The sequence below is a fragment of the Pseudarthrobacter sulfonivorans genome (genome assembly GCF_031454915.1).
GTDB lineage: Bacteria > Actinomycetota > Actinomycetes > Actinomycetales > Micrococcaceae > Arthrobacter > Arthrobacter sulfonivorans_C.
On record NZ_JAVDRS010000002.1, the window covers coordinates 328,363 to 350,667 of the forward strand.

The window sequence follows — 22,305 nt, forward strand, 5'->3', positions numbered from 1 at the left end:
GGGGACAGGTCACGGACGAGGGCAGTCAGCTAACTGCCGGTGGTGCTAAACCTTGAGCACGTAGCGCCGCTCCGGCCGGCCCACTCCGTACTTGAGCCGGACGTCCAGCACGCCTTCGTCGTGGAGGTACTCCAGGTACCGCCGGGCACTGACCCGGGACGTGCCCAACTGGACGGCGACCTCGTTGGCGGACAGGTCGCCGTCGGCCGCTTTCAGGGCAGATTCCACCAGCTTCAGGGTCTCGACGCTGCAGCCCTTCGGCAGCGGCCGCCCGCCTTGGGCTCCAGCACTGTCGAGCCCGAACACCCGGTTGACGTCCGACTGCTCCGCCACGTCCTTGGACGAGTCCAGGCCCTGGTAGGCGAGGCGGTAGTGCTCCAGCCGTTCCTGCAGGTCAGTCTGCGAAAAGGGCTTGATAAGGTAGTGCACAATCCCGCCACGGAGGGCCTTGCGCACCGTGTCCACTTCGCGGGCGGCGCTGATCACCAGCACATCCAGTTCCGGTGCCACCTCGCGCAGCTTGTGCATCAGGTCCAGCCCGTTGATGTCCGGCAAGTGGATGTCGAGCAGCACCAGGTCCGGCTGGAGGCGTTCTGTTTCAACCACAGCCTGCGCGCCGGTGTGGGCCACCCCGACCACCGTGAACCCGGGAGAGCGCTGGATAAACCCGGCGTGGACCTTGGCCACCATAAAGTCGTCGTCAACAATCAGGACTTTGATCATGGCTCCAGTCTCCCCGTTCTTTTGAACCGCGCCGTGAAAACCGCCCCGTTGTCGTTGGCCACGGTGAGGTCGCCGCCGCTGCGCCGGCAGACCACCCGGGAGAGGGCAAGGCCAAAGCCCCTGCTGCCTGCGGCCCCCGGTTCCTTGGTGGTGAAACCCTGCCGGAAGATCTCCCCCGCGTCGCCGGTGACGCCTGGGCCGGTATCACGCACGGTGACCGTGACGGCGCCGGCCGTGTCCTCCACCAGCACCCGCACCGCCGGCTCCGGAAGCCCGGAGACGGCGTCGAACGCGTTGTCCACCAGGTTCCCGACGACGGTGGTCAGGTCGCGGGACAGCTCATCGTCCACACGCGCCAGCCCGGATTCGGGGTCCAGCTGCAGGGCGACCCCGCGTTCGGTGGCCAGGCTGGACTTGGCGATCAGCAGGGCGGCGAGCGCCGGGTCCTGGATGCGGCTGGTGACGTCGTCGTTGAGCCGGGTCCTGTCCAGGGTGGCGCCGTTGACGAACTGGACCACGGAATCGTATTCGCCGATCTGGATGAGGCCGGAGATCACGTGCAGCTGGTTGGCGAATTCGTGGGCCTGGGCCCGGAGCGTGTCGGTGGCGGTCCGGGTGGTGCCAAGTTCGCGCTCGAGGGCCGAGAGTTCCGTCCGGTCCCGCAGCGTGGTGACGGAGCCGATGTCCCGGCCGCGGGACCTGATGGGGACGCGGTTCAGGACCACCAGCCTGTCGCCCACAAGTACCAGCTGGTCCGGCCCCGGCTGCTCGCGCGTGAGGACGTCCTTCAGGGCAGGCTCCACGGGGAGGCTGTGCAGCCTCTTGCCCACGCAGTCGGCGGGGAGGCCGAGCAGCGCACGGGCACTGTCGTTGGCCACCGTAATGCGCTCGTGCGGGTCGAGCGCCACCACCCCCTCCTTCAGGCCGTGGATCAAAGCCTCCCGGTTCTCCACCAGCCCGGTAATTTCGCTGGGTTCCATGCCGAGCGTCTGCCGCTTCACCCGCCGGGCCAGCAGCAGCGAGCCGGCTACGCCCAACACACTCGCCACCCCCAGGTACGTGAGGAGGTTGGGCACGGCGTCCCCCAGCCGCTCCAGGGTTGACGGGTAGTTCCGGCTGACGGACGCGATGCCGATCATTTTCCCGGCGTCGTCCAGGACGGGCACGTGGGCAGACAATTCCTGGGTGCCGGAGCCGTCCACCACGCCTGTCCAGGCACGGCCTTCCATCACCCGGCTGCCGCCCAGCTCGAGCGACTGGCCCAGGAGGCCGGGATCGGAAGAAGCAACCACGGTGCGGTCCAGCCTGGCGAGCGCCACATGCGAGGATCCCGAGACCGTCCGGACCGACTCGGCTACAGCAGGAAGGGCTGAGCCGACGCGGGGCTCCGCAGCGGGGAGCAGCTCACGCACGGTGGGGTTGGCCCCCAGGGCTTCGGCGGCGGCCAGCGCCCGGCGGCCCTCCGTCCGTTCAAACGCCGCGGCGGACTGGGCGAGGGAAATGGCAACCACGGCGACGAGGACAGCGAGGACAATCAGCAACTGCAGAACCAGGTACTGCCCCGCAAGGGACATTCCTCTTCGTCGAGTCACTGTGGTTCTTTCCTCTGGTGGTTGGGACCTCTGGTGGTTGGGTCCTCTGGTGGTCAGGCTACCTGAACTATGCCAGCTACAGAGCCCGGGTGTGCCGCCGGAAACGTGAACGCAATGAACTTAACTTTCTCTGCGTACACAAGAGTGATGCCGATCACTTACGGGCCTAGCATCAGATCACCAGTCAGTTTCTTGCTGATCAGATTTAGAGAAGAGGAACACCATGCGCCAGATCCGCGCATTGCGAATTGCCGCCGTCGCCGCCGGCATCGCCCTGATGGCCACCGGCTGCGGTGCCACCGGGAAGAGCTCTACTGACGGAGCCACCTCCGGCGCCCCCGCCGGCCCGCTGACCGGGCTCCAGATCATGGTCCCCAACACTGCGGGTGGCGGCTACGACACCACCGCCCGCGTGGCGGCCAAAGTCCTCGAAGACGAGAAAATCGCCACGAACCCCGAAGTCTTCAACCTCGCCGGTGCCGGTGGCACGGTGGGCCTCGCCCGGATCGTCAACGAAAAGGGCAACGGCGACCTCACCATGCTGATGGGCCTGGGCGTGGTGGGCGCGAGCTACACCAACAAGTCCGAGTCCAAGCTCACGGCCACCACTCCCCTGGCCCGGCTCATCGAAGAACCCGGCGCCATCATGGTCAGCAAGGATTCGCCCTACAAGACCATCGACGACCTGGTGACCGCTTGGAAGGCCAACCCCGGTGCCATCAGTGTTGGCGGCGGCTCCTCGCCGGGCGGCCCGGACCACCTCCTGCCGATGCAGCTTGCCGGCGCGCTGGGCATCGACGCCACCAAGGTGAACTTCGTGTCCTACGACGGCGGTGGAGACCTCCTCCCGGCCATCCTGGGCAACAAGGTGGGCTTCGCGGCCTCCGGCGCAGGTGAGTACCTCAAGCAGATCGAATCCGGCGCGGTCCGCGTCCTGGCCACCAGCGGCGAGAACCGGCTCGAAGGCGTGGACGCACCCACGCTCAAGGAATCCAACATCGACCTGGTGTTCACCAACTGGCGCGGCATCGTGGCCCCTCCGGGCATCACCGACGCCGACAAGGCCAAGCTGATCGGCGCGCTCGAAAAGATGCACGGCACGGCTGCCTGGAAGGAAGCCCTGAAGACCAACAGCTGGAGCGACGCCTTCATCACCGGGGCTGAGTTCGAAAGCTTCCTGGCCGAGCAGGACAAGCGGGTGGCGGACGTCCTCACGAAGCTTGGCCTGGCGTGAGCTCCTCACCAACACTGGCCTCACGGCTCAAAGGCCGCTCCGAGCTGGGGGTTGCCCTCCTGCTCGGGGCGGCCGGGGCCTTGGTCATCGCGGACGCGGCCCGCATCGTCACCCCCTACTCCCAGTCTGATCCCGTAGGACCAAAAACCCTGCCGTTCATTGTGGGCGGCCTGCTGCTGGCCTGCGCTGTCCTGCTGGCCGTCAACGTGCTCCGCGGCGGCCAGGGCGAAGCCGAAGGCGGCGAGGACGTGGACCTCACCCACCCCGCCGACTGGAAGACCGTCCTGCCGCTGGTGGGAGCCTTCGTGGCCAACATCCTGCTGATCGACTGGGCAGGCTGGGTTATCTCGGGAACCATCCTCTTCTGGGGCAGCGTCTGGGCACTGGGAGGCCGGAACTACATCCGTGACGGCCTCATCTCCGTGGCCCTCTCCCTCCTGACCTTTTACGGTTTCTACCTTGGCCTTGGCATTAACCTGCCCGCCGGTCTCCTGGAAGGGATTCTCTGATGGATGTCTTCTCCTCCCTGATGGACGGCTTTGCCACCGCCCTGACCCCCATGAATTTCCTTTACGCCGTCATCGGCGTCGTCCTGGGTACCGCCGTCGGCGTCCTCCCGGGCCTCGGCCCGGCCATGACCGTGGCACTGCTGCTTCCGGTCACCTACGCACTGGAACCCACCAGCGCCTTCATCATGTTCGCCGGCATCTACTACGGCGGCATGTACGGCGGCTCCACCACCTCCATCCTGCTTAACACGCCGGGCGAATCGTCGTCGGTGGTCACCGCCATCGAGGGCAACAAGATGGCGAAAGCCGGCAGGGCCGCACAGGCGCTTGCGACGGCGGCCATTGGCTCGTTCGTGGCCGGCACCATCGGCACCGCACTCCTGGCACTCTGCGCTCCGATCGTGGTCGACTTCGCCGTCAGCCTGGGTGCCCCGAGCTACTTCGCCATCATGGTTCTCGCCCTGCTGGCGGTCACCGCCGTCCTCGGCTCCTCGCGGCTTCGGGGCTTCGCGTCCCTGGGCCTGGGCCTCGCCATTGGCCTGGTGGGCCTGGACTCGGTCACCGGCCAGGCCCGGCTCACCTTTGGCGTGCCGCTGCTGGCGGATGGCCTGGACATCGTGGTGGTGGCAGTGGCCATCTTCGCCGTCGGCGAGGCACTGTGGGTTGCCGCGCACCTCCGCCGCAACCCCCTGCAGGTCATTCCCGTGGGACGTCCATGGATGGGAAAGCAGGACTGGAAGCGGTCCTGGAAGCCCTGGCTCCGCGGCACGGCCTTCGGCTTCCCCTTCGGTGCACTGCCCGCCGGCGGCGCCGAAATTCCCACGTTCCTTTCCTACGTGACGGAAAAGCGCCTCAGCAAACACCCCGAAGAGTTCGGCAAAGGCGCAATCGAGGGTGTGGCCGGTCCGGAAGCAGCCAACAATGCTGCAGCTGCGGGCACCCTGACACCGATGCTGGCCCTGGGCCTGCCCACCAACGCCACGGCGGCAGTGATGCTGGCAGCGTTCACGCAGTACGGCATCCAGCCCGGGCCCCAGCTGTTCGAAAGCGAGGGACCGCTGGTATGGGCCCTCATCGCCAGCCTTTTCATCGGCAACCTGCTGCTGCTGATCATCAACCTGCCGCTGGCACCGATGTGGGCGAAGCTCCTGCAGATTCCGCGGCCGTACCTGTACGCCGGCATCCTGTTCTTCGCCACGCTGGGCGCCTACTCGGTGAACCTGCAGGCATTCGACCTGGTGCTCCTGCTGGCGCTCGGCGCGCTGGGCTTCATGATGCGGCGCTTCGGACTTCCCGTCCTGCCGCTCATCCTCGGCGTCATCCTCGGACCGCGCCTGGAGAAGCAGCTCCGCCAGACGCTGCAGCTCAGCGCCGGCGACCCTGCCGGCCTCTGGAGCGAGCCGATCGCCGTCACCGTTTACATCATCGTGGCGCTCATCCTCCTGTGGCCGCTGCTGTTCAAGCTGATCCGCCGCAACCGTCCGGCAGCCAGCACCATCCCCTCAACCGGCTCCGGCGCAGTCCCCCCGCGGGATGCCGGCGGCACCATCAGCCACCAGAGCCACCGGGCCGACGGAACATCCGGCGGCGATGGCGACGGCTAAGCAGTTCGTTGCCCGCCGCGCGGCAGACCATCACACACTTACAGAGATTAAGGAGCAACCATGACGATCGTGGTGGGATACGTCCCTACCCCCGAAGGCGAAGCGGCGCTGACCCAAGCCATCGAGGAGGCGCGGAAATCCGGGTCCAAACTGCTGGTCATCAACTCTTCCAAAGGCGACGCCCTGGTGGATAACCGGTACGCGCAGCAGGACGAGGTGCAAAGCATCGACCAACGCCTGGCATCCCACGGGATCGACCATGTCATCAAGCAGCCGGTCCGCGGCCACGACGCAGCGGCGGAGGTCCTGGACGCGGCTGAAGAGCACAACGCCGAGCTGATCGTGATCGGCCTGCGCCGCCGCACTCCGGTGGGCAAACTGATCATGGGAAGCACATCCCAGCGGATCCTGCTCGAGGCTGACTGTCCCGTGCTGGCGGTCAAAGCCAGCGCAGGCTGATAAGCCAGGCCCCTCCTGAGGCCACTGGCTTCCAGGCCGAAGCTTGTTCGCGGCCCCCTGCCGTCAGAATGGGGCCGGCGAACAAGCTTCGGTTTTTTGGCGCCTGGCCGCTTAAGTTAGCAGTCATCTGACATCTTTCACCCAGCCCGGTATAGTTGAAGCTATGACTACAGCAATATTGGAACGCCCCTTGACCGCCGCTGCGGCCAACGAGGCCTCAGACGCCCGGTCCCTCGACCTGCAGTTTGCCACTGCCGAGGAGATGCACGAAGGACTGGACAACGCTGTTGCCACTCTGATCGAAACCGCCAAGGATGCAGCCTGCGGCATCCTGGTGACCCGGCTGCGCCCCGGACGCTTTACCGTGGCCCTGGACGAATCGGTCCCCTTCGGCGAGACCTACGAGGCCATCGCCGCCTGATTCAACCATGCGCTAAAGAAAAAGTCCCTGCCTCCCGATCGTCAGACCGGATGGCAGGGACTTTTTTGCGTTCAGGGTCAGCTCCGCCGAACCTGTACACCGTCGGATTTCAGGAAAAGTTGTTCCTCTGACGGCCCAGCCGGCACGAGCCACAACACATTCCCGCTCTGCGATACTTCTTCCACCTCGCCCGCCGCAATGACATGCGCGTGCTTGATGACTTCCACCTGGTCCCCGGCCCGGAATGTTCTCCAGTCAGAGATGATGGCGGAATGTGCGTTGCGCCTCGACAGGACAGCCCCACGTGCTTTCATTTGAACTTCTACCCCTTTGTATACGTCCTGCCACAGCCTCGTTGATGTGACTTTTACTACACCTTCAGTTTTACTACACTTCCTTGGCCGGAAATGTGCGTGTTGCACCATATTTCGGCATTAGCCCGGAAAGTCGTTGAGACCGAAGAATATTCCCGGTCAAGCAAGAATTCCGACGGCGGATTCGGCAGCCGAAATCACCTCACCGGAGTGGACCAGCCGGTCAGCCGCTTCCAGTTCGGGCGACAGGAACCGATCGGTGCCGGGGCCGTCCACGACGTCCCGCAACACAGCGATAACGGCAGCACCTGCCGGCCCGGGAAGCAGCTTTCCGCCCGACAGCTGGGTGCGGATATCGATGGCCCGGCCGCTGGTGACCAGTTCGATGGCCAGGACGCGGCGGAGGTTCTCCACTGCCCTGCGCAACTTGCGCGCGGCGTGCCAGCCCATGGAAACGTGGTCTTCCTGCATCGCTGAGCTCGGGATCGAGTCCACCGACGCCGGGACGGCCAGCCGCTTGTTGTCGGAGACGAGCCCTGCCTGCGTGTACTGCGCGATCATCAGGCCGGAATCAACGCCCGGATCCGCGGCCAGGAAGGCGGGAAGTCCGTGCGAGCGGGCCGGGTCCAGCATCCGGTCGGTCCGGCGCTCGGCGATGGAGCTCAGGTCCGCCACCGCAATGGCCAGGAAGTCCAGCACATAGGCCACCGGCGCTCCGTGGAAGTTGCCGTTTGAGCTGACCCGGCCGTCGGGCAGGACCACGGGGTTGTCGATGGCGGCGGCGAGTTCCCGGGACGCCACCAGCGCGGCGTAGTCCACGGTGTCCCGTACCGCGCCGGCCACCTGGGGTGCGCAGCGCAGCGAGTAAGCATCCTGCACTTTCGAATCCCCCACGCGGTGCGAGGCAACGATTGGCGAGTCGGAGAGCACCCGCAGCATGTTGTCCGCACTCGCAGCCTGGCCCGGATGCGGGCGCAGCGCCGCGTGCAGCTCCGGCAGGAACACCTGGTCTGTACCAAGCAGCGCCTCGACGCTCATCGCTGCGGTGATATCCGCCGTCGTGAGCAACCGGCGGATATCCGCGATGGCCATCAGCAGCATGCCCAGCATGCCTTCGGTGCCGTTGACCAGCGCCAGGCCTTCCTTTTCAGCAAGGGTCACGGGCTCGATGCCGTGTTCCGCGAGCAGTACGGCGACAGGCTGTTCGCCGCGCCCGCCGTATGTCACGCCGTCGGGCCCTTCCGCCTCGCCCTCGCCCATGAGCACCAGTGCGCAGTGGGACAGTGGGGCGAGGTCTCCGGAGCAGCCCAGTGACCCGAACTCCCGGACCACGGGCGTGATGCCGGCGTTGAGCACGTCCACCATGGTCTGCAGCACCACGGGGCGGACGCCGGTGCGTCCGGAGGCGAGGGTCTTGGCGCGCAGGAACATGATGCCGCGGACTACCTCGCGCTCCACGGCCGGGCCCATGCCGGCGGCGTGGCTGCGGATGAGGGACTTCTGCAGCTGTGTACGGAGTTCGTTGGGAATGTGGCGGTTGGCCAGCGCGCCGAAGCCTGTGGATATGCCGTAGGCGGGAGTCTCGCTGTTGGCCAGGCCGTCGATGTGCGCGCGGACCTTGGCGACATTGTCCAACGCTTCAGGGGCGATGGTCACCGTGGCGTTGTGGCGGGCGACGGCGACGACGTCCTCGGGCGTAACGCCGCTGGAGCCGAGGGTAACGGTGAGCGGTTCGTGGGTTGGTGCATTGGCTGTAATAGTCATGATTCCTACTTCTTGATCGATTGCTCCGTAGGGGCCCTTTTGGTGGCTCAAAACGGCATCCACGGAGCAGTCGATGTGGGTTTGGACTTGGTCAGAGGGTTTCCGGCGCCGTCTCTGACATGGGGATGCGGACGCCACGCTCTTTGGCGACCTCGACGGCGCGGTGGTAACCGGCGTCGGCATGGCGGATGACGCCCATGCCGGGGTCGTTGGTGAGGAGGCGTTCGAGCTTCTGGGCGGCGAGGTCGGTGCCGTCGGCGACGGACACCTGGCCGGCGTGGATGGAGCGGCCGATGCCCACGCCGCCGCCGTGGTGGAGGGAGACCCAGGTGGCGCCGGAGGCGGTGTTGAGCAGCGCGTTCAGCATGGGCCAGTCGGCGATCGCGTCGGAGCCGTCGGCCATAGCCTCGGTTTCGCGGTACGGGGACGCGACGGAGCCGGAGTCGAGGTGGTCGCGTCCGATCACGATGGGCGCCTTGACCTTGCCTTCCTTGACGAGCTGGTTGAACAGGAGGCCGGCCTTGGCACGTTCGCCGTAGCCCAGCCAGCAGATCCGGGCGGGCAGGCCTTCGAACTCGACCCGTTCCTGGGCCGCGTCGATCCAGCGATGCAGGTGCTTGTTTTCCGGGAACAGTTCCTTGATGGCCTCATCCGTGACGCGGATATCTTCCGGGTCCCCGGACAGGGCAACCCAACGGAACGGACCCAGGCCCTCGCAGAACAGGGGGCGGATGTAGGCCGGAACGAAGCCGGGGAACTCGAACGCGCGGCTGTAGCCGCCCTTGCGGGCTTCGTCGCGGATCGAGTTGCCGTAGTCGAACACCTCGGCGCCGGCGTCCTGGAACTCCACCATGGCCTGGACGTGCCTGGCCATCGAGGCCTGGGCCTTCTTGGTGAAGCCTTCCGGATCCGCTTCGGCCTCGCGGTGCCATTCCTCCACCGAGATGCCTTCGGGCAGGTAACTCAGGGGGTCGTGGGCGGAGGTCTGGTCCGTGACGATGTCGACCGTTAGCTCCCCGGCGTTGTGGCGGCGCAGGATCTCCGGGAAGACCTCGGCGGCGTTACCGACGTAGCCCACGGACCACCCGCGGCGCTCCTCCTTGGCCTTGAGGACCTTTGCAATGGCGGTCTCAAGGTCCGTTTCGACCTCGTCGAGGTACCGCTTGCCGGCGCGGCGGCGCAGGCGGGTCTCGTCGACGTCGACAATCAGGCAGGCGCCCTCATTCAGCGTGACGGCGAGCGGCTGTGCCCCGCCCATGCCGCCGCAGCCGCCGGTGAGGGTCAGGGTGCCGGCGAGGGTGCCGTTTTCGTCGCCGGTAAGTTTGCGGGCGATCGCGGCGAAGGTTTCGAAGGTGCCCTGCAGGATGCCCTGGGTGCCGATGTAGATCCAGGACCCGGCGGTCATCTGGCCGTACATCATCAGGCCCTCGGCCTCGAGCCGACGGAATTCGGGCCAGTTAGCCCAGTCGCCCACGAGGTTGGAGTTGGCCAGGAGCACGCGCGGCGCCCATTCGTTGGTGCGGAAGACGCCGACCGGCTTGCCGGACTGGACCAGCAGGGTCTCGTCCTTCTCCATCGTTTCGAGGGTGCGGGTGATCGCGTCGAACGCGGCCCAGGACCGCACGGCGCGGCCGGTGCCGCCGTACACCACCAGGTCATCCGGGCGTTCGGCCACCTCGGGGTCCAGGTTGTTCATGAGCATGCGCAGCGGGGCTTCCGTCTGCCAGCTCTTGGCGGTGAGCTTGGTGCCGCGGGCTGCTTTGACCGGGCGGGCACCGGTGGTGAAATCGGCGGGTGCCATAAGGGCTCCTTCGTGTTGTGGGCGAGCGTGCGGCCCGCGGTGGTGGGAAGAGGTTCTGTATCTACTAAAGCCCCTTCGCGCCGGGGCAAACAGGGCTTTGGGAGCGGTGCTGTCCGGGATTCCAGACATGCCGGATGGGCTATATGGCCGGGCGGCCGTGGATGCGGACCGAGAGCTCGTCCGCCACCTTCTGCACGCGGGCAGCCAGTGCCGGCCACTGGTCGGCCGGCAACTTGTCCTCCAGGAACGTCACGGCCACGGCCGCGGTGGGCCAGCCCACGTGGTCGGTGACTGCGGCGGCGATGGACCCGAACCCGGGCGTCACTTCGCCATGTTCGGTGGCAAAGCCGCGCTGCCGGACCTGGTCCAGGTGCGAGGACAGCGCCGAGTACTTCATGATGGCGCCCTCCACCTCATGCCGTGCCGTGAAAGCTGCGGCGTTCGGGTAGAGCGCACGAACCTGTGACTTCGGCAGTGCCGCCAGGATGGCGCGGCCGCTGGCGGTGAGGTGGCTGGGGAGCCGGACGCCAACGTCGGTCACCAGGGACGGGCGGTTTTTGGCCCGCTCCTCCACGATATACAGCACGTCCCGGCCATGAAGCACCGCCAGGTGCGCGCTTTCGCCGATGACGTCCACCAGAGAGGCCAGCAGCGGCCGGCCCAGGCGGGACAGCGGTTCCTGCCGTGAGTAAGCCGAACTCAGTTCGAAGGCGCTGATGCCGAGCCCGTACCGCTGCTCCTCGTGGAGATGGAGGACAAAACCGTTCGCCTCCATCACGCCCAGCAGGTGGTAGACGCTGGAACGCGGCAGGTCCAGGGACGTGGCAATGCTCGACGCCGCCATGGGCCCGCGCTTCGAGGCCAGCAGCTTGAGGATACGAAGGGTGTTCTCGGCAGCGGGGACTTTGGACGTCACCTTTGTTTCAGTGCCTGCCACTATGTCCTCCGATTGCGTCGCCGTCGTCTTCGCCGGGTGTCCGGGATCCCGTACTTAAGCTTGCATCCCGCGCCAGAGGCCGTTGCGCCATACACCTGGCCTAATGTCCGGTATACCAGACATTCGCCCATGGTGCAGCAACGCGGAGACGTTGAAGCCCGAAGCGCAGGGCTGTTCGGTAGAGTGCCCGCTATGGACGAAAAAGAGACCCTGCACCACTATCTTCGCGTCCGGCGGGACAACCTGCTCGGCAAGCTGGACGGGCTGGGTGAATACGACGTCCGCCGGCCGCTCACGCCCACCGGCACGAACCTGCTGGGCCTGGTCAAGCACGTGGCGAGTATGGAGCTCGGCTACTTCGGCGAGGTCTTCGAACGCCCCAGCGGCCGGCACCTCCCCTGGCTCGACGACGACGCAACCCCGGATGCCGACCTGTGGGTAACCGCCGAGGAAAGCCGGGACTCCATCGTGGAGCTGCACCACTTCGCAGCGGCGCACACCGACGCCACCATTGGGGCACTGCCGGCGGACGCCCCCGGCACGGTGCCGTGGTGGCCGGAGGAGCGGCGTCACGTCACGCTGCATCAGATTATGGTCCACATGCTTGCTGAACGGGCCCACCATCTGGGTCACGCAGACATCCTGCGGGAACTCATCGACGGCACCACCGGCCAGCGTCCGGGCGATCCGAACCTGACTCCGCGCAGCCCGGAAGAGTGGGCCGCGCACCGTGCTGCCATCGAAGCTGCGGCGAGGCAAGCGTGAGTACCCGCGACGTTCCTGCGCAGATCGGGGACCTGCCCCCGATAGGCCGGCCCGCCAACAGTGCACTGCTCAATGCCGGCATTACTTCCTTGGCTGAGGTGGCCTCGCTTGGCCGGAGGGAGTTGCTTGCCATGCACGGCGTCGGCCCCAAGGCCGTGCGGCTTCTCGAAGCCGCCGCCACCGAACGCGGGCTCACGTTCGCACCCTGAGGTCGGGTTCCTGACTGAATGACTGAGTGCATTCCTGCGTCAGCAGAAGCGCCCAGTCCGGGCAGGACTCCTCATCCAGCGGTTCTTCGGACGGCGCGTCCCCATCTTGAGCAGCGCCAAGTTCCTGATCAGTCCGTTTCGGGTCCGTCCGCTGGAGGGCCCCTTCATGGACCGCCCGTTCCTGATCCATCCGCAGGTCCGCCATGAATGCCGGCTCTTCCACCACCTGGTCGGGCCAGTGGGGTGGTTCCCGGTCGGGGTGTTCGCTGGTGTAGTGGCGGCCGGTGGGGGATATCCAGCCGGGTGGTTCGGTGGGGCTGGCCTCGGTGGGTTGCCAGGCTGTGGTGTGTTTGAGCTGGTGGTGGCGGCGGCATGGTTGGCCGAGGTTGGAGATGCCGGTGGTCCCGCCGTTGGCCCAGGCCTTCAGGTGGTCGGCTTCGTTGTCCAGGGACTGGTTGTTGCAGCCAGGGAAGGGGCACTTCCCATCCCGCAGCCGGAGCCATTGGCGGAGTGCTTTGGGGATCCGGTAGCTGGACCGTCCGATCTCCAGGGGTGCGCCGTCGCGGGGGTCGGTCAGGACGCGGTGGAAGGACTCGGCGCCGTCAGCGACGAGTGCCCTGGCCGTGGACGGCGGGATGGGCCCGTACCCGTCGAGCATGGCGGGTTCCTCGGTGAGGCCCATCAGCGCAAACACCGGGACCGTGACCAAGACCTGGGCTTTCGGTGACGGGATCAGCTCGGCTTCCCCGGCGAGCAGCCAGGCTGCGGCGGTGTCGGCGCGGAGTTGGGTGAGGGTCCTGGCCTCGGTGGGGCTTTGGAGGGCGCGGGCGGCGGCGGTGGCGCGGTCCCAGATCCCGGCGGCCTGGTCGGCGGGGAGGTAGGCCGAAAGCCAGGCCATGCCGTCCCGGTCCGGAGCGTACTCCAGCCGCCGGTCCAAAGCACTCTTCTTATGGCGTTGTTCGATGCTGTCCGGGTGGTGGCGTTCGCGCCAGGTCCGCGCCCTGGCCCGGGAACCGGCCAGGGGTCATCTCCCCGGCAGGCCCCCTGGCCGGGTTCGGCGCATCGGGGTCGAAGAAGTGGGCTTCCAACGCAGCCGCGCCGGAGGCGTCCAGGTTGAGGGTTTCGTCCACCATGATCCGGGCGTGCTGCCACGAAATCGATCCTGCTTCCAGAGCGGCAATCGTCAGCGGCAGCGCAGTAAGTAAGCGGTGTGCTTCGCCCAGCAGCGCGCTGCCCGTGCGTTCGCTGACCGTCAGGGCACAGGCGACCTCGGCCACCCGTGCTCATCTCCTGGGCGGTCTGCTCCTGCGGGGACGTGATGGGGCCCGCGATGGCCTTGGCGGCTGCGTCGAAGCCGTTGGCGGCATGGACCTTCACGGCAGCGAACATCCCTTCCATCCCGGCGGTCGCGGACAGGACCGTCAGCACACCTCAGCCTGCCAGCGCACAGGATCCGCGCCCATCACCGAAGATCCGATTGCTGGCGGGGCATCAGTCGGGCCATCAACCGGGCCGGCCGTCGCGTCGGGTGCTGGATCTGCGGCCGCCCCGCGCAGCACACAGCCATCTGCAAAGCAGAGGCCGCGATGGCCTCCAGAATCTCCGCAGCAGCCGTGTTGTCCATACTCACATCATCCTGCGAGGCACTGACAATAGCGGCGTAGCAGATGGCCTATGTGGATAACATCCGACCAAGCCGGGGCAGGGCCATCAGACCCGAACAACCACCTTGCCGCGCACGCGCCCCTCGTGCAGGTGGGTGATGGCGGCCGGGGCTTCCGCCAGCGGGTAAACCTTGTCGACGGCGGGTTTTACGCTGCCCGCTTCAAGCAGCCCTGTCAGCGCTTCGAGGTCCTGGTGGTTCTCCTTCGACACGAGCCCCTTGAATTTCTGGCCGGAAAACAGCGATGCCAGCGGCGCAGCCATCGAGCGCTCAAATCCGCCGGTGACGTTCCCGCCGCCCTCGCCGCCGACGATCACCAGAGTCCCCTGCGACGTGAGCACCTTCCGGAGGACGGACAGCGGCCGGTTGCCGGCGGTATCGATGATGACGTCGTACAGAGCACCCGAGCTGGCAATATCGTCCCGGGTGTAATCGATGACGTGATCGGCACCGAGGCCCCGGACCAGGTCCATTTTGCCTGTGCTGCAGACTCCGGTGACTTCTGCGCCGGAGTCTTTGGCCACCTGCACGGCGAAGGATCCCACTCCCCCGCCCGCACCAATGACCAGCACCTTCTGGCCGGCGGTGACCTGCCCGGCGTCCCGGACGGCCTGCAGCGCGGTGACAGCCGAGATTGGGGCAGCCGCCGTTTCCTCGAAGGTCAGGTTCGAGGGCTTGCGGGCCAGCAGTGTTTCCTTCGCGCAGACGTACTCGGCGAACGACCCCTCACAGGTGCCAAACACTTCGTCGCCGGGCTGGAAGCGGGTGGCGCCGGCGCCAACAGCCTCGACGACGCCGGCCACCTCCCTGCCCCGGACCGGCACCTTGGGCTTTTTCAGCCCGTAGCCGAAGAGCCGGATCAGGTAAGGCCGCCCGGTCATCAGGTGCCACACGCCCTGATCGACGCCGGCGGCGCGGACTTTGATGAGCACCTCGCCGGCGCCGGGTACTGGTTTGGGGATGTCCCGCAGCCTGAGCACGTCGGAATTCCCGTAAACGTCCTGAACGATAGCTTTCATGATGCTTCTCCTTCGTGGTGCGGATACTGGAAGACGTCTTCAAGCGAGACGCTGAGGACGTGGGCGATCTGGAAGGCCATCTCCAGGGACGGTGAATACCGGCCCTGCTCGATGGCAATGACGGTCTGGCGGGTGACACCTACCCGATCGGCGAGTTCGGCCTGGGTCATTTCGCCGCGTTCGAACCGCAGGCGGCGAATGGAATTGGTGACGCGGGTTGGCTTCACCATGGCTGGAACCCCCGGCGGTAGGCGATGATCTTGGCCACGGAACCCAGTATCGCGGACAGCACAAACGCCAGGTAGATGACATTGGCGATCCAGAAGTGGCCCCATTCGGCCATCGCCATAAGCAGCGCGGCCACTCCCCCGATGACCACAAAGGACTGCCCGATGTATTCGCCGAACCGGTAGATCTCCCTGTCCCGCTGGTCCTTCTTCCCCGCGTCCCGGGGCGAGGAGATGCCAATCAGGGCATGCAGTGCGATGGACCCCACGATAGAAGCCACTACGGTCCACAGCAGGGGCGCAACATACGGGACCTCGGCAACGTCCATGGTGGCCGCCTGCCCCAGGATGATGGCCAGATACACACCATAGGACGCCACTGCCGCCACCCCCATTATCCAGGCACTCTTCTCTTCGAAGGACATTTCCGCTCCCGCCGCAACTTCCCAATGTAAAACAAAGCTAACATCTCTAAAGTAAAGAGAACCTGACATGGTGTCAAGAGTTTTCGACCCCAACGAAGCGGAATCCTCAAGCCACCCCACCCTGTCTGAGATCAAAGACACCAAGCTCCCGTGAGGCTCATCACCTCGGGTGCCAAAATGGTCTGCTGGTTAGCGATCCCCCTCCCAATGACGAGAAGGTATTCGTATGCAGCAACCAGCCGCCGGGCCAGAGACAGCCGGGCAAGACACAGCCAGCCAAGACGCAAGCCCAGCCGAAAAGCCCGCCGCGGGCGCCGCCGTCGGACGCGTCCTGAACAGCACCCTGAACCGGGGACTGAACGTCCGGCACATCCGCTTTATGGCACTCGGCTCGGCCATCGGCACCGGACTGTTCTACGGCTCGGCATCCGCCATCCAGAAGGCAGGCCCCGCGGTCCTGCTCGCCTACATCATCGGCGGTGCGGCAGTGTTCATGGTGATGCGGGCGCTCGGCGAAATGGCCGTCAGGCACCCCGTCTCCGGCTCGTTCGGCCAGTACGCCAGCCGTTACCTCGGGCCGCTGGCGGGATTCGTCACGGGTTGGACCTACGTCTTTGAAATGGCCATCGTCGCCATTGCTGATGTCACGGCGTTCAGCATCTACATGGGCTTCTGGTTCCCCGAGGTGGACCGCTGGATCTGGATCATGGCCATCATTTTCTTCCTGGCCGCGCTGAACCTGCTCAGCGTCAAGGTGTTCGGCGAACTGGAGTTCTGGTTCTCGCTGATCAAAGTGGTGGCCATCATCGCCATGATCGTTGGCGGCGCTGCCATCATCGCGTTCGGTTTCCAGGCCGGCGGCTCCACCGTGGCGCCGGGCCTGGGCAACCTGGTGGACCACGGCGGCCTGTTCCCGCATGGCTTCGAGGGCCTCCTGGCCTCGTTCGCCGTAGTGATGTTCGCCTTCGGCGGGATCGAGACCCTCGGCATCACCGCCGGCGAGGCCGCGGATCCCAAGAAAGTCATCCCGAAGGCCGTCAACACGGTGCCGGTCCGCGTCCTGCTGTTCTACGTCCTGACCCTCGGCGTCCTGATGAGCCTCTTCCCGTGGAACGAGATCGGCAGCAACGGCAGCCCCTTCGTGCAGATCTTCAGCGGCCTGGGCATCCCGGCGGCCCCGCACATCCTCAACGCCGTGGTGATCACCGCAGCCCTTTCCGCCATCAACAGCGACATCTTCGGCGCCGGCCGTATCCTCTTCGGACTGTCAGGCCAGGGCCACGCGCCGGCGGTGTTCGGCAAGGTCTCCCGCCACGGCGTCCCGTGGATGACGGTGGTCATGATGGCCGGCATCCTACTGGTGGGTGTGGTCCTCAATGCTGTCATTCCCGAGGACGTCTTCATCCTGATCGCCTCGATCGCCACGTTCGCCACGGTCTGGGTGTGGGTCATGATCCTGGCTTCCCATGTCGCAATGAAACGGGAAATCGCCCGGAACGGCCTGCCGGCGTCGGAATTCCCCTCACCGTGGTGGCCGGCAGCATCCCTCCTGACCATCGCGTTTATGGCCCTGGTGATCGCCGTCCTGGGCGCCTTCGAGGACACCCGCGTGGCGCTGTACGTGGGTGCGGTGTGGCTGGGGCTGCTGGTCCTCGCCTACCGCCTCTGGGTCAAGGGGAACGGACGACGCCGGGCCGAACTGGTGGACGAGACCTCACCGCTGCCGGTGGTCACCCCGGCCCGCGGCCGCCCGTAATTCCGGCTCACCAACCAGTACCCGCCAGCCCTGGCCAGAGCTAAGATCAGGCATGGTTCCGCTCTCAAACCTGCTGGCATTTGCGCTGGCATCCGTGGTGCTGATTGCTGTGCCCGGACCCAGCGTGCTGTTCGTGATCGGCCGCTCCCTGGCCCTCGGCTGGAAGGGCGGCGTCCTGACGGTACTGGGAAACGCGACGGGGCAACTGGTGCAGGTGGCCACAGTCGCGCTCGGAGTGGGCATTATTGTGGCGCAGTCCGTGGTCCTTTTCAGCGTGGTTAAGCTGGCGGGGGCTGCCTACCTCGTCTATCTGGGCATCAAGGCCATCCGGAACCGGCGGCACAACTCAATCGCCGCCCCTCAGCCAGCGGTCACCTCGACACGACGGCTGGTGGCGGAGGGCCTGGTGGTGGGTGTCACCAACCCGAAGTCAGTGGTGTTCTTCGTAGCGGTGCTGCCGCAGTTTGTGGACTACCCGTCCGGTTCCATTCCGTTCCAATTGGCGCTGCTGGGGGCAGTGTTCTTGCTGATCGCCATCATCTCAGACAGCCTCTGGGCCGTCGCCGCAGGTTCGGCCCGCCAATGGTTCGCCCGTTCGCCCCGGAGGGTTTCCGCGGTGGAGGCAACAGGCGGGGCCTTGATGATAGGCCTCGGCGGAACGTTGGCTCTGACGGCGAGCAAGTCATAGTTGCCCAGCCCCACTCCTGCAGAGTTGGGCCAACGCCCGCTCACTCGAAGTAACGAGCGTTGGCCCAGGTAATCCGTCAGACGGCGGCGAGTGCCGACCGGACAGAGTCGGACATCGGCGTGGTGGGCCGGCCGATCAGCGTACGGAGGTCCGATCCGCTGACCAGGAGGTCGCCGCGGGCAATGCCCAGGTCGCAGTCTGCGAGGATGTCGGCGAAGGGCTGCGGGACGCCAAAGCCGGCGAGGAGCCCGGCGTAGTCGCTGGCCGGAAGATCCTGGTAGGCCACGGTCCTGTTGGCTGCAGTGCTGATTTCCTGGGCCAGTTCGGCGAGCGTAAAGGCGTGGTCCCCGCCGAGTTCGTAGACTTTGCCCGCCTGGTTTTCGGCAATGAGTACGGCGGCAGCAGCTTCGGCGTAGTCCTGGCGGGAGGCGGCGCTGACCTTGCCTTCACCGGCGCTGCCTGCGAGCGCCCCCTGGGCCAGCGTTCCCTGCAGCTGCTCGGTGTAGTTTTCGAGGTACCAGCCGTTGCGGAGGATGGCGAACGGAACCCCGGAGTCCTTGAGGATGGCTTCGGTTGCCTGGTGCTCGGCGGCCAGCTTCATGGTGGTGCTGTCAGCGTTGGCGATGCTGGTGTACGCGACGAGTTCCGCACCAGCGGCCTTGGCAGCCTCGATGACCGTGCGGTGCTGGTCAACGCGTTGGCCAACCTCGCTGCCGGAAATCAGCAGGACCTTACTGGCGCCTTGGAGCACCTGGGCCACCGAGGCGGCATCCGCATAGTCCATCGCCTTGACCTGCACACCGCGTGCTGCGAAGTCGGCCAGCTTCTCGATGGAGCGGCCAGCGGCCACGATCTCTCCAGCCGGGACGTTGCGCTGCAACAGGGCCTCGACGACGTGGCGGCCAAGCTGTCCGGTTGCTCCAGTGATAACAATGCTCATGGGTGGTTCCTTTCACCATTTGTAAGGGGGTCACCCTGCACAACCGGCCCTTCCGCAGAATACTTCCCACGAGAGAGTACGCACTTTGAAGTAAGGTACTCACCTTTTGGTAAGGTGTGGAAAATGGAAGCACAAACATCTCCGGCCAGACTCCCCGCAGACTTTGCCGACGGCGTGTTTCCCGCCGGGTGCCCCAGCCGGACCGTCCTGGACCACATCACCAGCAAGTGGGGAGTGCTGATCCTCCTGGCACTTTCGGAAGGCGAGCAGCGCTGGAGCGAACTCCGGCGCCGCGCCGAAGGCATCAGCGAGAAAATGCTGGCGCAGACACTCAAGACCCTGGAACGCGACGGCCTGGTACTGCGGAAGTCCCAGCCGGTCATCCCGCCCCGCGTGGACTACAGCCTGACCGAACGCGGCTACGAACTGTCCGGGCTCCTTGTCCCCCTGGTCAGCTGGGCCTACAACAACGCCGATGAAATCCTCAACGGCCAGCGCTGAATCACTCCCTGCCCGGCAGCAAAATGCCTAGGTAGAGGCCCTTCCGAAAAACGAGTACCTGTTACTGGTGTGACTGGTGTGAATAGCGCCTACCGTATCTGTAAGGTGCCAGCCAGGAATAGGAGGACCATCCTCTGCTGGGAGCTTTCCGGCTACCGCACCGCCAGTAAGCGGCTTCATGCCGTTTCAAGGAGTGGTTCGCATGGTGAAAGCACATGTCCAGGACCTGGCCAGCATGGGCAGGCCCGTCAAACTCTCCACGCTCATCGCCCGCGCCTGGGGCCGGGTACTCGCGGCTTTCGGCCCGAGGTGCCCTTATCGGGTGGGAGACGCCGTGGTGGGTGACGATCCGTTCAACGGCCGGAACGAGGGCATTGTTATGTCCCGCCGTGGTCCGTCCGTGGAGATCGGCGCCGCGGGCGGAGTCTTCTTTTACGACCACCGCCACCTGAGGCCGCAGGATTAGCAGCCTCAGGTGGCGGTGGTTGGTGCACGACGGAACTGGTCAGCGCGCCGACCAGCCGCCGTCCATGGTGTAGCTCGCCCCCGTGACCATGCCGGCGTGATCGGACGCCAGCCAGGCCACAAGGGAGGCCACCTCGCCCGGTTCCACCAGGCGTTTGATGGCGGCTTCGGTGAGCATGACCTTGGCCAGGACCTCGGATTCGGAGATCCCGTGGACTTTGGCCTGGTCGGCGATCTGCTTCTCCACCAGCGGTGTACGGACGTAGCCGGGATTGACGCAGTTGGAGGTGACACCGCGCTCCCCGCCTTCAAGCGCCGTCACCTTGCTCAGCCCTTCCAGGCCGTGCTTGGCGGATACGTACGCGCTCTTGAACGGGGAGGCACGGAGTCCGTGCACCGAAGACAGGTTGATGATGCGGCCAAACCCATTGGCGTACATGTGCGGCAGGGCGGCCCGGATCAGCAGGAAAGGGGCCTCCAGCATGAGGGCGATAATCTTCCGGAACTCCGCGGGATCGAACTCTTCAAGGGGGCTGATGCGCTGGATCCCGGCGTTGTTCACCAGGATGTCGCAGTCCAGGCTCAGGGTGCCAAGCCTGTCCACGTCCAGCAGATCAACGGCCCAGGACGTGCCGCCCACTTCGTCGGCGAGGGCGGCAGCGCCGGCGGCGTCGACGTCGGCCACCACCACCTTCGCACCGCGGCCGGCGAGCTCCCGGACGCACGCGGCACCAATCCCGCTGGCGCCGCCTGTGACCACTGCCTTGCGCCCGTTCAAACTGTTCTCCATCGCACTTCCCATTCCGATCGTCTGCCTGTCCTCAACCGTTTAGCTGCTCAGGCAGCTCAGCGGGTGCTCGCCGGGAGCAGTCCCTCGCGGGCGGCGTCGGCCTTGTCCACGTCCTCCAAGGCGATGCCCTTCGTCTCCTTCAGGCTCAGCACCGCTACGGTGGTGATGGCGCAGGCAACCACCAGGTAGATGGCCGTGGGGACCCAGGAGCCGGTGTCCTTCAGCCACTGGGTGGCCAGCAGCGGAGCCAGCGAACCGGCGAAGATGGACGTGACCTGCGAGCCCAGCGAAACGCCCGAGTAGCGCATCCGGGTGGGGAAGAGCTCGGCCATGATGGCGGGCTGGCCGGCGTACATAAACGCGTGCAGGCACAGGCCAATGGTCACGGCGAGGACAATCACCACAGCGTTGCGGGTATCGAACATGGGGAAGGCGAAGAACGGCCAGGCAGCACCGGAGATGGCACCGATGAGGTAGACGGGCTTGCGTCCCAGGGAGTCCACGAGCCGGCCCACCTGGGGGATGACCAGGAAGTGGATGACGTGGGCGATCAGCAGTGCCAGCAGGAGTGAGGAGGTGTCGTACTTGTGCACACTCTTGAGGTAGACGATCGCGAAGCTGACCACCAGGTAGTACATGATGTTCTCCGCGAACCGCAGCCCCATGGCCTGCAGGATGCCCTTCGGGTACTTGCGCACTACCTCGAAAACGCCGTAGCTGACGGCCTGTTCCTTCTCCACGAGGGCCTTGGCTTCGAGGAAGATGGGCGCCTCGGTGACATGGGTGCGGATGTAGTAGCCAACGAAAACAATCACGGCGGAGAGCCAGAACGCGACGCGCCAGCCCCAGCTGAGGAACGCCTCCGGGCTGAGGGTCGTGGACATCACGAACAGCACCAGGGTGGCGAGGAGGTTGCCCACCGGCACTGCGGCTTGCGGCCAGCTGGACCAGAAGCCGCGGGCGTTGTTGGGGCTGTGCTCGGCAACCAGCAGGACGGCGCCGCCCCATTCACCGCCGAGCGCAAAGCCCTGGATGAAGCGGAGGGCAACCAGAAGGGTGGGTGCCAGGTAGCCGATTTCAGCGAAGCCCGGCAGGCAGCCCATGAGGAAGGTGGCCACACCAACGATCACGATGGTCAGCTGCAGCGTGGGCTTGCGGCCCAGCTTGTCGCCGATCTGACCGAACACGATTCCGCCCAGCGGGCGGGCCACAAAGCCCACAGCATAGGTGATGAACGCCTGGATTATCCCGTCCAGCTCGTTGCCGGTGGCGGGGAAGAAGTACTTCCCGAAGACGAGGGTGGCGGCGGTGGCGTAGAGGAAGAATTCGTACCATTCCACCACCGTGCCCACCATCGACGCGGCCACAATCTTCTTGAGTCCGGATCCCTTGGATGCGGGTCCGTCGGCGTTTTGTGCCGAGCGTTGCTCTACGCTCATGAGGTTTCTCCTTAGTGTCCACTTTGACACGCGCTGTGATCCACAGCACTAATGGCTCCA

The 22,305-nt window shown here is 65.9% G+C and carries 23 protein-coding genes and 1 pseudogene; 11 read left to right on the forward strand and 13 right to left on the reverse strand.

Annotated elements, in window-relative coordinates; translation table 11 throughout:
• Positions 1-45: 45 nt before the first annotated feature.
• Positions 46-723 carry a response regulator gene (locus J2808_RS05395; RefSeq protein WP_309812808.1) on the reverse strand — a complete coding sequence of 226 codons (678 nt, stop codon included), beginning with the start codon at positions 721-723 and terminating at the stop codon, positions 46-48.
• On the reverse strand, positions 720-2,297 hold the full coding sequence (locus J2808_RS05400) for a sensor histidine kinase (RefSeq protein ID WP_309814177.1): 1,578 nt from the start codon (positions 2,295-2,297) through the stop codon (positions 720-722). Before J2808_RS05400 ends, J2808_RS05395 begins: the two co-directional genes overlap by 4 nt.
• Positions 2,298-2,538: 241 nt before the next feature.
• Here J2808_RS05400 and J2808_RS05405 point away from each other — a divergent pair, with 241 nt between their 5' ends.
• The 5 genes from J2808_RS05405 (at position 2,539) to J2808_RS05425 (ending at position 6,542) form a co-directional block, all read left to right on the forward strand.
• The gene (locus J2808_RS05405; RefSeq protein ID WP_309812811.1) at positions 2,539-3,549 is read left to right on the forward strand and encodes a Bug family tripartite tricarboxylate transporter substrate binding protein; all 1,011 of its coding nucleotides are present in this window, start codon (positions 2,539-2,541) and stop codon (positions 3,547-3,549) included.
• A complete protein-coding gene (locus J2808_RS05410) occupies positions 3,546-4,058 on the forward strand; it encodes a tripartite tricarboxylate transporter TctB family protein (RefSeq protein WP_309812815.1) in 513 nt (170 codons plus the stop codon). Before J2808_RS05405 ends, J2808_RS05410 begins: the two co-directional genes overlap by 4 nt.
• A complete protein-coding gene (locus J2808_RS05415; RefSeq protein WP_309812817.1) occupies positions 4,058-5,662 on the forward strand; it encodes a tripartite tricarboxylate transporter permease in 1,605 nt (534 codons plus the stop codon). Before J2808_RS05410 ends, J2808_RS05415 begins: the two co-directional genes overlap by 1 nt.
• Positions 5,663-5,722: 60 nt before the next feature.
• Positions 5,723-6,121: a universal stress protein gene (locus tag J2808_RS05420; RefSeq protein WP_309812820.1), complete on the forward strand. Its 399-nt coding sequence runs from the start codon at positions 5,723-5,725 to the stop codon at positions 6,119-6,121.
• Positions 6,122-6,284: 163 nt separating this feature from the next.
• Complete coding sequence (locus tag J2808_RS05425) at positions 6,285-6,542, forward strand: hypothetical protein (RefSeq protein WP_309812822.1); 258 nt, start codon at positions 6,285-6,287, stop codon at positions 6,540-6,542.
• Positions 6,543-6,619: 77 nt separating this feature from the next.
• On the opposite strand, the gene J2808_RS05430 is transcribed toward J2808_RS05425, so the two are convergent.
• The 4 genes from J2808_RS05430 to J2808_RS05445 all read right to left on the reverse strand — a co-directional run bounded on the left by J2808_RS05430 (position 6,620) and on the right by J2808_RS05445 (position 11,358).
• Positions 6,620-6,856 carry a hypothetical protein gene (locus tag J2808_RS05430; RefSeq protein WP_309812825.1) on the reverse strand — a complete coding sequence of 79 codons (237 nt, stop codon included), beginning with the start codon at positions 6,854-6,856 and terminating at the stop codon, positions 6,620-6,622.
• 159 nt (positions 6,857-7,015) lie between these two features.
• Positions 7,016-8,620, reverse strand: coding sequence for a histidine ammonia-lyase (hutH, locus tag J2808_RS05435; RefSeq protein WP_309812828.1), 1,605 nt, complete (start codon positions 8,618-8,620; stop codon positions 7,016-7,018).
• A gap of 91 nt (positions 8,621-8,711) precedes the next feature.
• The gene (hutU, locus tag J2808_RS05440) at positions 8,712-10,421 is read right to left on the reverse strand and encodes a urocanate hydratase (protein WP_309812830.1); all 1,710 of its coding nucleotides are present in this window, start codon (positions 10,419-10,421) and stop codon (positions 8,712-8,714) included.
• A gap of 139 nt (positions 10,422-10,560) precedes the next feature.
• Positions 10,561-11,358, reverse strand: coding sequence for an IclR family transcriptional regulator (locus J2808_RS05445; protein WP_309812833.1), 798 nt, complete (start codon positions 11,356-11,358; stop codon positions 10,561-10,563).
• 192 nt (positions 11,359-11,550) lie between these two features.
• Between J2808_RS05445 and J2808_RS05450 the strand changes: the two genes are divergently transcribed.
• Entirely contained in the window at positions 11,551-12,123 is a 573-nt protein-coding gene (locus J2808_RS05450; protein ID WP_309812836.1) for a DinB family protein, read from the forward strand.
• Positions 12,120-12,332, forward strand: coding sequence for a helix-hairpin-helix domain-containing protein (locus J2808_RS05455; protein ID WP_309812839.1), 213 nt, complete (start codon positions 12,120-12,122; stop codon positions 12,330-12,332). The genes J2808_RS05450 and J2808_RS05455 overlap by 4 nt, the downstream gene beginning before the upstream one ends.
• Here J2808_RS05455 and J2808_RS22340 read toward each other — a convergent pair.
• From J2808_RS22340 to J2808_RS05480, 4 genes and pseudogenes are all read right to left on the reverse strand, one after another.
• Positions 12,316-13,956, reverse strand: a pseudogene (locus J2808_RS22340) (HNH endonuclease signature motif containing protein). The gene J2808_RS05455 and the pseudogene J2808_RS22340 sit on opposite strands and share 17 nt — an antisense overlap.
• Positions 13,957-14,042: 86 nt before the next feature.
• Positions 14,043-15,014 carry an NAD(P)-dependent alcohol dehydrogenase gene (locus tag J2808_RS05470; RefSeq protein WP_309812843.1) on the reverse strand — a complete coding sequence of 324 codons (972 nt, stop codon included), beginning with the start codon at positions 15,012-15,014 and terminating at the stop codon, positions 14,043-14,045.
• Entirely contained in the window at positions 15,011-15,244 is a 234-nt protein-coding gene (locus tag J2808_RS05475; RefSeq protein WP_309812845.1) for a helix-turn-helix transcriptional regulator, read from the reverse strand. Before J2808_RS05475 ends, J2808_RS05470 begins: the two co-directional genes overlap by 4 nt.
• Positions 15,238-15,666 carry a hypothetical protein gene (locus tag J2808_RS05480; RefSeq protein WP_309812848.1) on the reverse strand — a complete coding sequence of 143 codons (429 nt, stop codon included), beginning with the start codon at positions 15,664-15,666 and terminating at the stop codon, positions 15,238-15,240. Before J2808_RS05480 ends, J2808_RS05475 begins: the two co-directional genes overlap by 7 nt.
• A gap of 226 nt (positions 15,667-15,892) precedes the next feature.
• On the opposite strand from J2808_RS05480, the gene J2808_RS05485 reads away from it, so the two are divergent.
• Together J2808_RS05485 and J2808_RS05490 are read left to right on the forward strand one after the other, a co-directional pair.
• Positions 15,893-17,422: an amino acid permease gene (locus J2808_RS05485; protein WP_309812850.1), complete on the forward strand. Its 1,530-nt coding sequence runs from the start codon at positions 15,893-15,895 to the stop codon at positions 17,420-17,422.
• 52 nt (positions 17,423-17,474) lie between these two features.
• Entirely contained in the window at positions 17,475-18,110 is a 636-nt protein-coding gene (locus J2808_RS05490; RefSeq protein ID WP_309812851.1) for a LysE family translocator, read from the forward strand.
• A 76-nt stretch (positions 18,111-18,186) separates the two neighbouring features.
• On the opposite strand, the gene J2808_RS05495 is transcribed toward J2808_RS05490, so the two are convergent.
• Complete coding sequence (locus J2808_RS05495; protein WP_309812854.1) at positions 18,187-19,050, reverse strand: SDR family oxidoreductase; 864 nt, start codon at positions 19,048-19,050, stop codon at positions 18,187-18,189.
• Positions 19,051-19,173: 123 nt separating this feature from the next.
• Between J2808_RS05495 and J2808_RS05500 the strand changes: the two genes are divergently transcribed.
• On the forward strand, positions 19,174-19,551 hold the full coding sequence (locus tag J2808_RS05500) for a winged helix-turn-helix transcriptional regulator (RefSeq protein ID WP_309812856.1): 378 nt from the start codon (positions 19,174-19,176) through the stop codon (positions 19,549-19,551).
• Between the two features lie 202 nt (positions 19,552-19,753).
• A complete protein-coding gene (locus tag J2808_RS05505; protein WP_309812859.1) occupies positions 19,754-20,017 on the forward strand; it encodes a hypothetical protein in 264 nt (87 codons plus the stop codon).
• A 39-nt stretch (positions 20,018-20,056) separates the two neighbouring features.
• Here the strand turns inward: J2808_RS05505 and J2808_RS05510 are convergent, their stop codons facing one another.
• Together J2808_RS05510 and J2808_RS05515 are read right to left on the reverse strand one after the other, a co-directional pair.
• The gene (locus tag J2808_RS05510) at positions 20,057-20,806 is read right to left on the reverse strand and encodes a 3-hydroxybutyrate dehydrogenase (RefSeq protein WP_309812862.1); all 750 of its coding nucleotides are present in this window, start codon (positions 20,804-20,806) and stop codon (positions 20,057-20,059) included.
• Positions 20,807-20,862: 56 nt separating this feature from the next.
• Positions 20,863-22,245 carry an MFS transporter gene (locus tag J2808_RS05515; RefSeq protein ID WP_309812866.1) on the reverse strand — a complete coding sequence of 461 codons (1,383 nt, stop codon included), beginning with the start codon at positions 22,243-22,245 and terminating at the stop codon, positions 20,863-20,865.
• Positions 22,246-22,305 lie beyond the last annotated feature (60 nt).

Excerpts from the sequence above, each read along its gene's own strand:
- J2808_RS05395 (WP_309812808.1), bottom strand. The coding sequence starts at position 723 with ATGATCAAAGTCCTGATTGTTGACGACGACTTTATGGTGGCCAAGGTC.
- J2808_RS05400 (WP_309814177.1), bottom strand. The coding sequence starts at position 2,297 with ATGTCCCTTGCGGGGCAGTACCTGGTTCTGCAGTTGCTGATTGTCCTC.
- J2808_RS05405 (WP_309812811.1), top strand. The coding sequence starts at position 2,539 with ATGCGCCAGATCCGCGCATTGCGAATTGCCGCCGTCGCCGCCGGCATC.
- J2808_RS05415 (WP_309812817.1), top strand. The coding sequence starts at position 4,058 with ATGGATGTCTTCTCCTCCCTGATGGACGGCTTTGCCACCGCCCTGACC.
- J2808_RS05420 (WP_309812820.1), top strand. The coding sequence starts at position 5,723 with ATGACGATCGTGGTGGGATACGTCCCTACCCCCGAAGGCGAAGCGGCG.
- J2808_RS05425 (WP_309812822.1), top strand. The coding sequence starts at position 6,285 with ATGACTACAGCAATATTGGAACGCCCCTTGACCGCCGCTGCGGCCAAC.
- J2808_RS05430 (WP_309812825.1), bottom strand. The coding sequence starts at position 6,856 with ATGAAAGCACGTGGGGCTGTCCTGTCGAGGCGCAACGCACATTCCGCC.
- hutH (WP_309812828.1), bottom strand. The coding sequence starts at position 8,620 with ATGACTATTACAGCCAATGCACCAACCCACGAACCGCTCACCGTTACC.
- hutU (WP_309812830.1), bottom strand. The coding sequence starts at position 10,421 with ATGGCACCCGCCGATTTCACCACCGGTGCCCGCCCGGTCAAAGCAGCC.
- J2808_RS05450 (WP_309812836.1), top strand. The coding sequence starts at position 11,551 with ATGGACGAAAAAGAGACCCTGCACCACTATCTTCGCGTCCGGCGGGAC.
- J2808_RS05470 (WP_309812843.1), bottom strand. The coding sequence starts at position 15,014 with ATGAAAGCTATCGTTCAGGACGTTTACGGGAATTCCGACGTGCTCAGG.
- J2808_RS05475 (WP_309812845.1), bottom strand. The coding sequence starts at position 15,244 with ATGGTGAAGCCAACCCGCGTCACCAATTCCATTCGCCGCCTGCGGTTC.
- J2808_RS05480 (WP_309812848.1), bottom strand. The coding sequence starts at position 15,666 with ATGTCCTTCGAAGAGAAGAGTGCCTGGATAATGGGGGTGGCGGCAGTG.
- J2808_RS05485 (WP_309812850.1), top strand. The coding sequence starts at position 15,893 with ATGCAGCAACCAGCCGCCGGGCCAGAGACAGCCGGGCAAGACACAGCC.
- J2808_RS05490 (WP_309812851.1), top strand. The coding sequence starts at position 17,475 with ATGGTTCCGCTCTCAAACCTGCTGGCATTTGCGCTGGCATCCGTGGTG.
- J2808_RS05495 (WP_309812854.1), bottom strand. The coding sequence starts at position 19,050 with ATGAGCATTGTTATCACTGGAGCAACCGGACAGCTTGGCCGCCACGTC.
- J2808_RS05500 (WP_309812856.1), top strand. The coding sequence starts at position 19,174 with ATGGAAGCACAAACATCTCCGGCCAGACTCCCCGCAGACTTTGCCGAC.
- J2808_RS05505 (WP_309812859.1), top strand. The coding sequence starts at position 19,754 with ATGGTGAAAGCACATGTCCAGGACCTGGCCAGCATGGGCAGGCCCGTC.
- J2808_RS05510 (WP_309812862.1), bottom strand. The coding sequence starts at position 20,806 with ATGGAGAACAGTTTGAACGGGCGCAAGGCAGTGGTCACAGGCGGCGCC.
- J2808_RS05515 (WP_309812866.1), bottom strand. The coding sequence starts at position 22,245 with ATGAGCGTAGAGCAACGCTCGGCACAAAACGCCGACGGACCCGCATCC.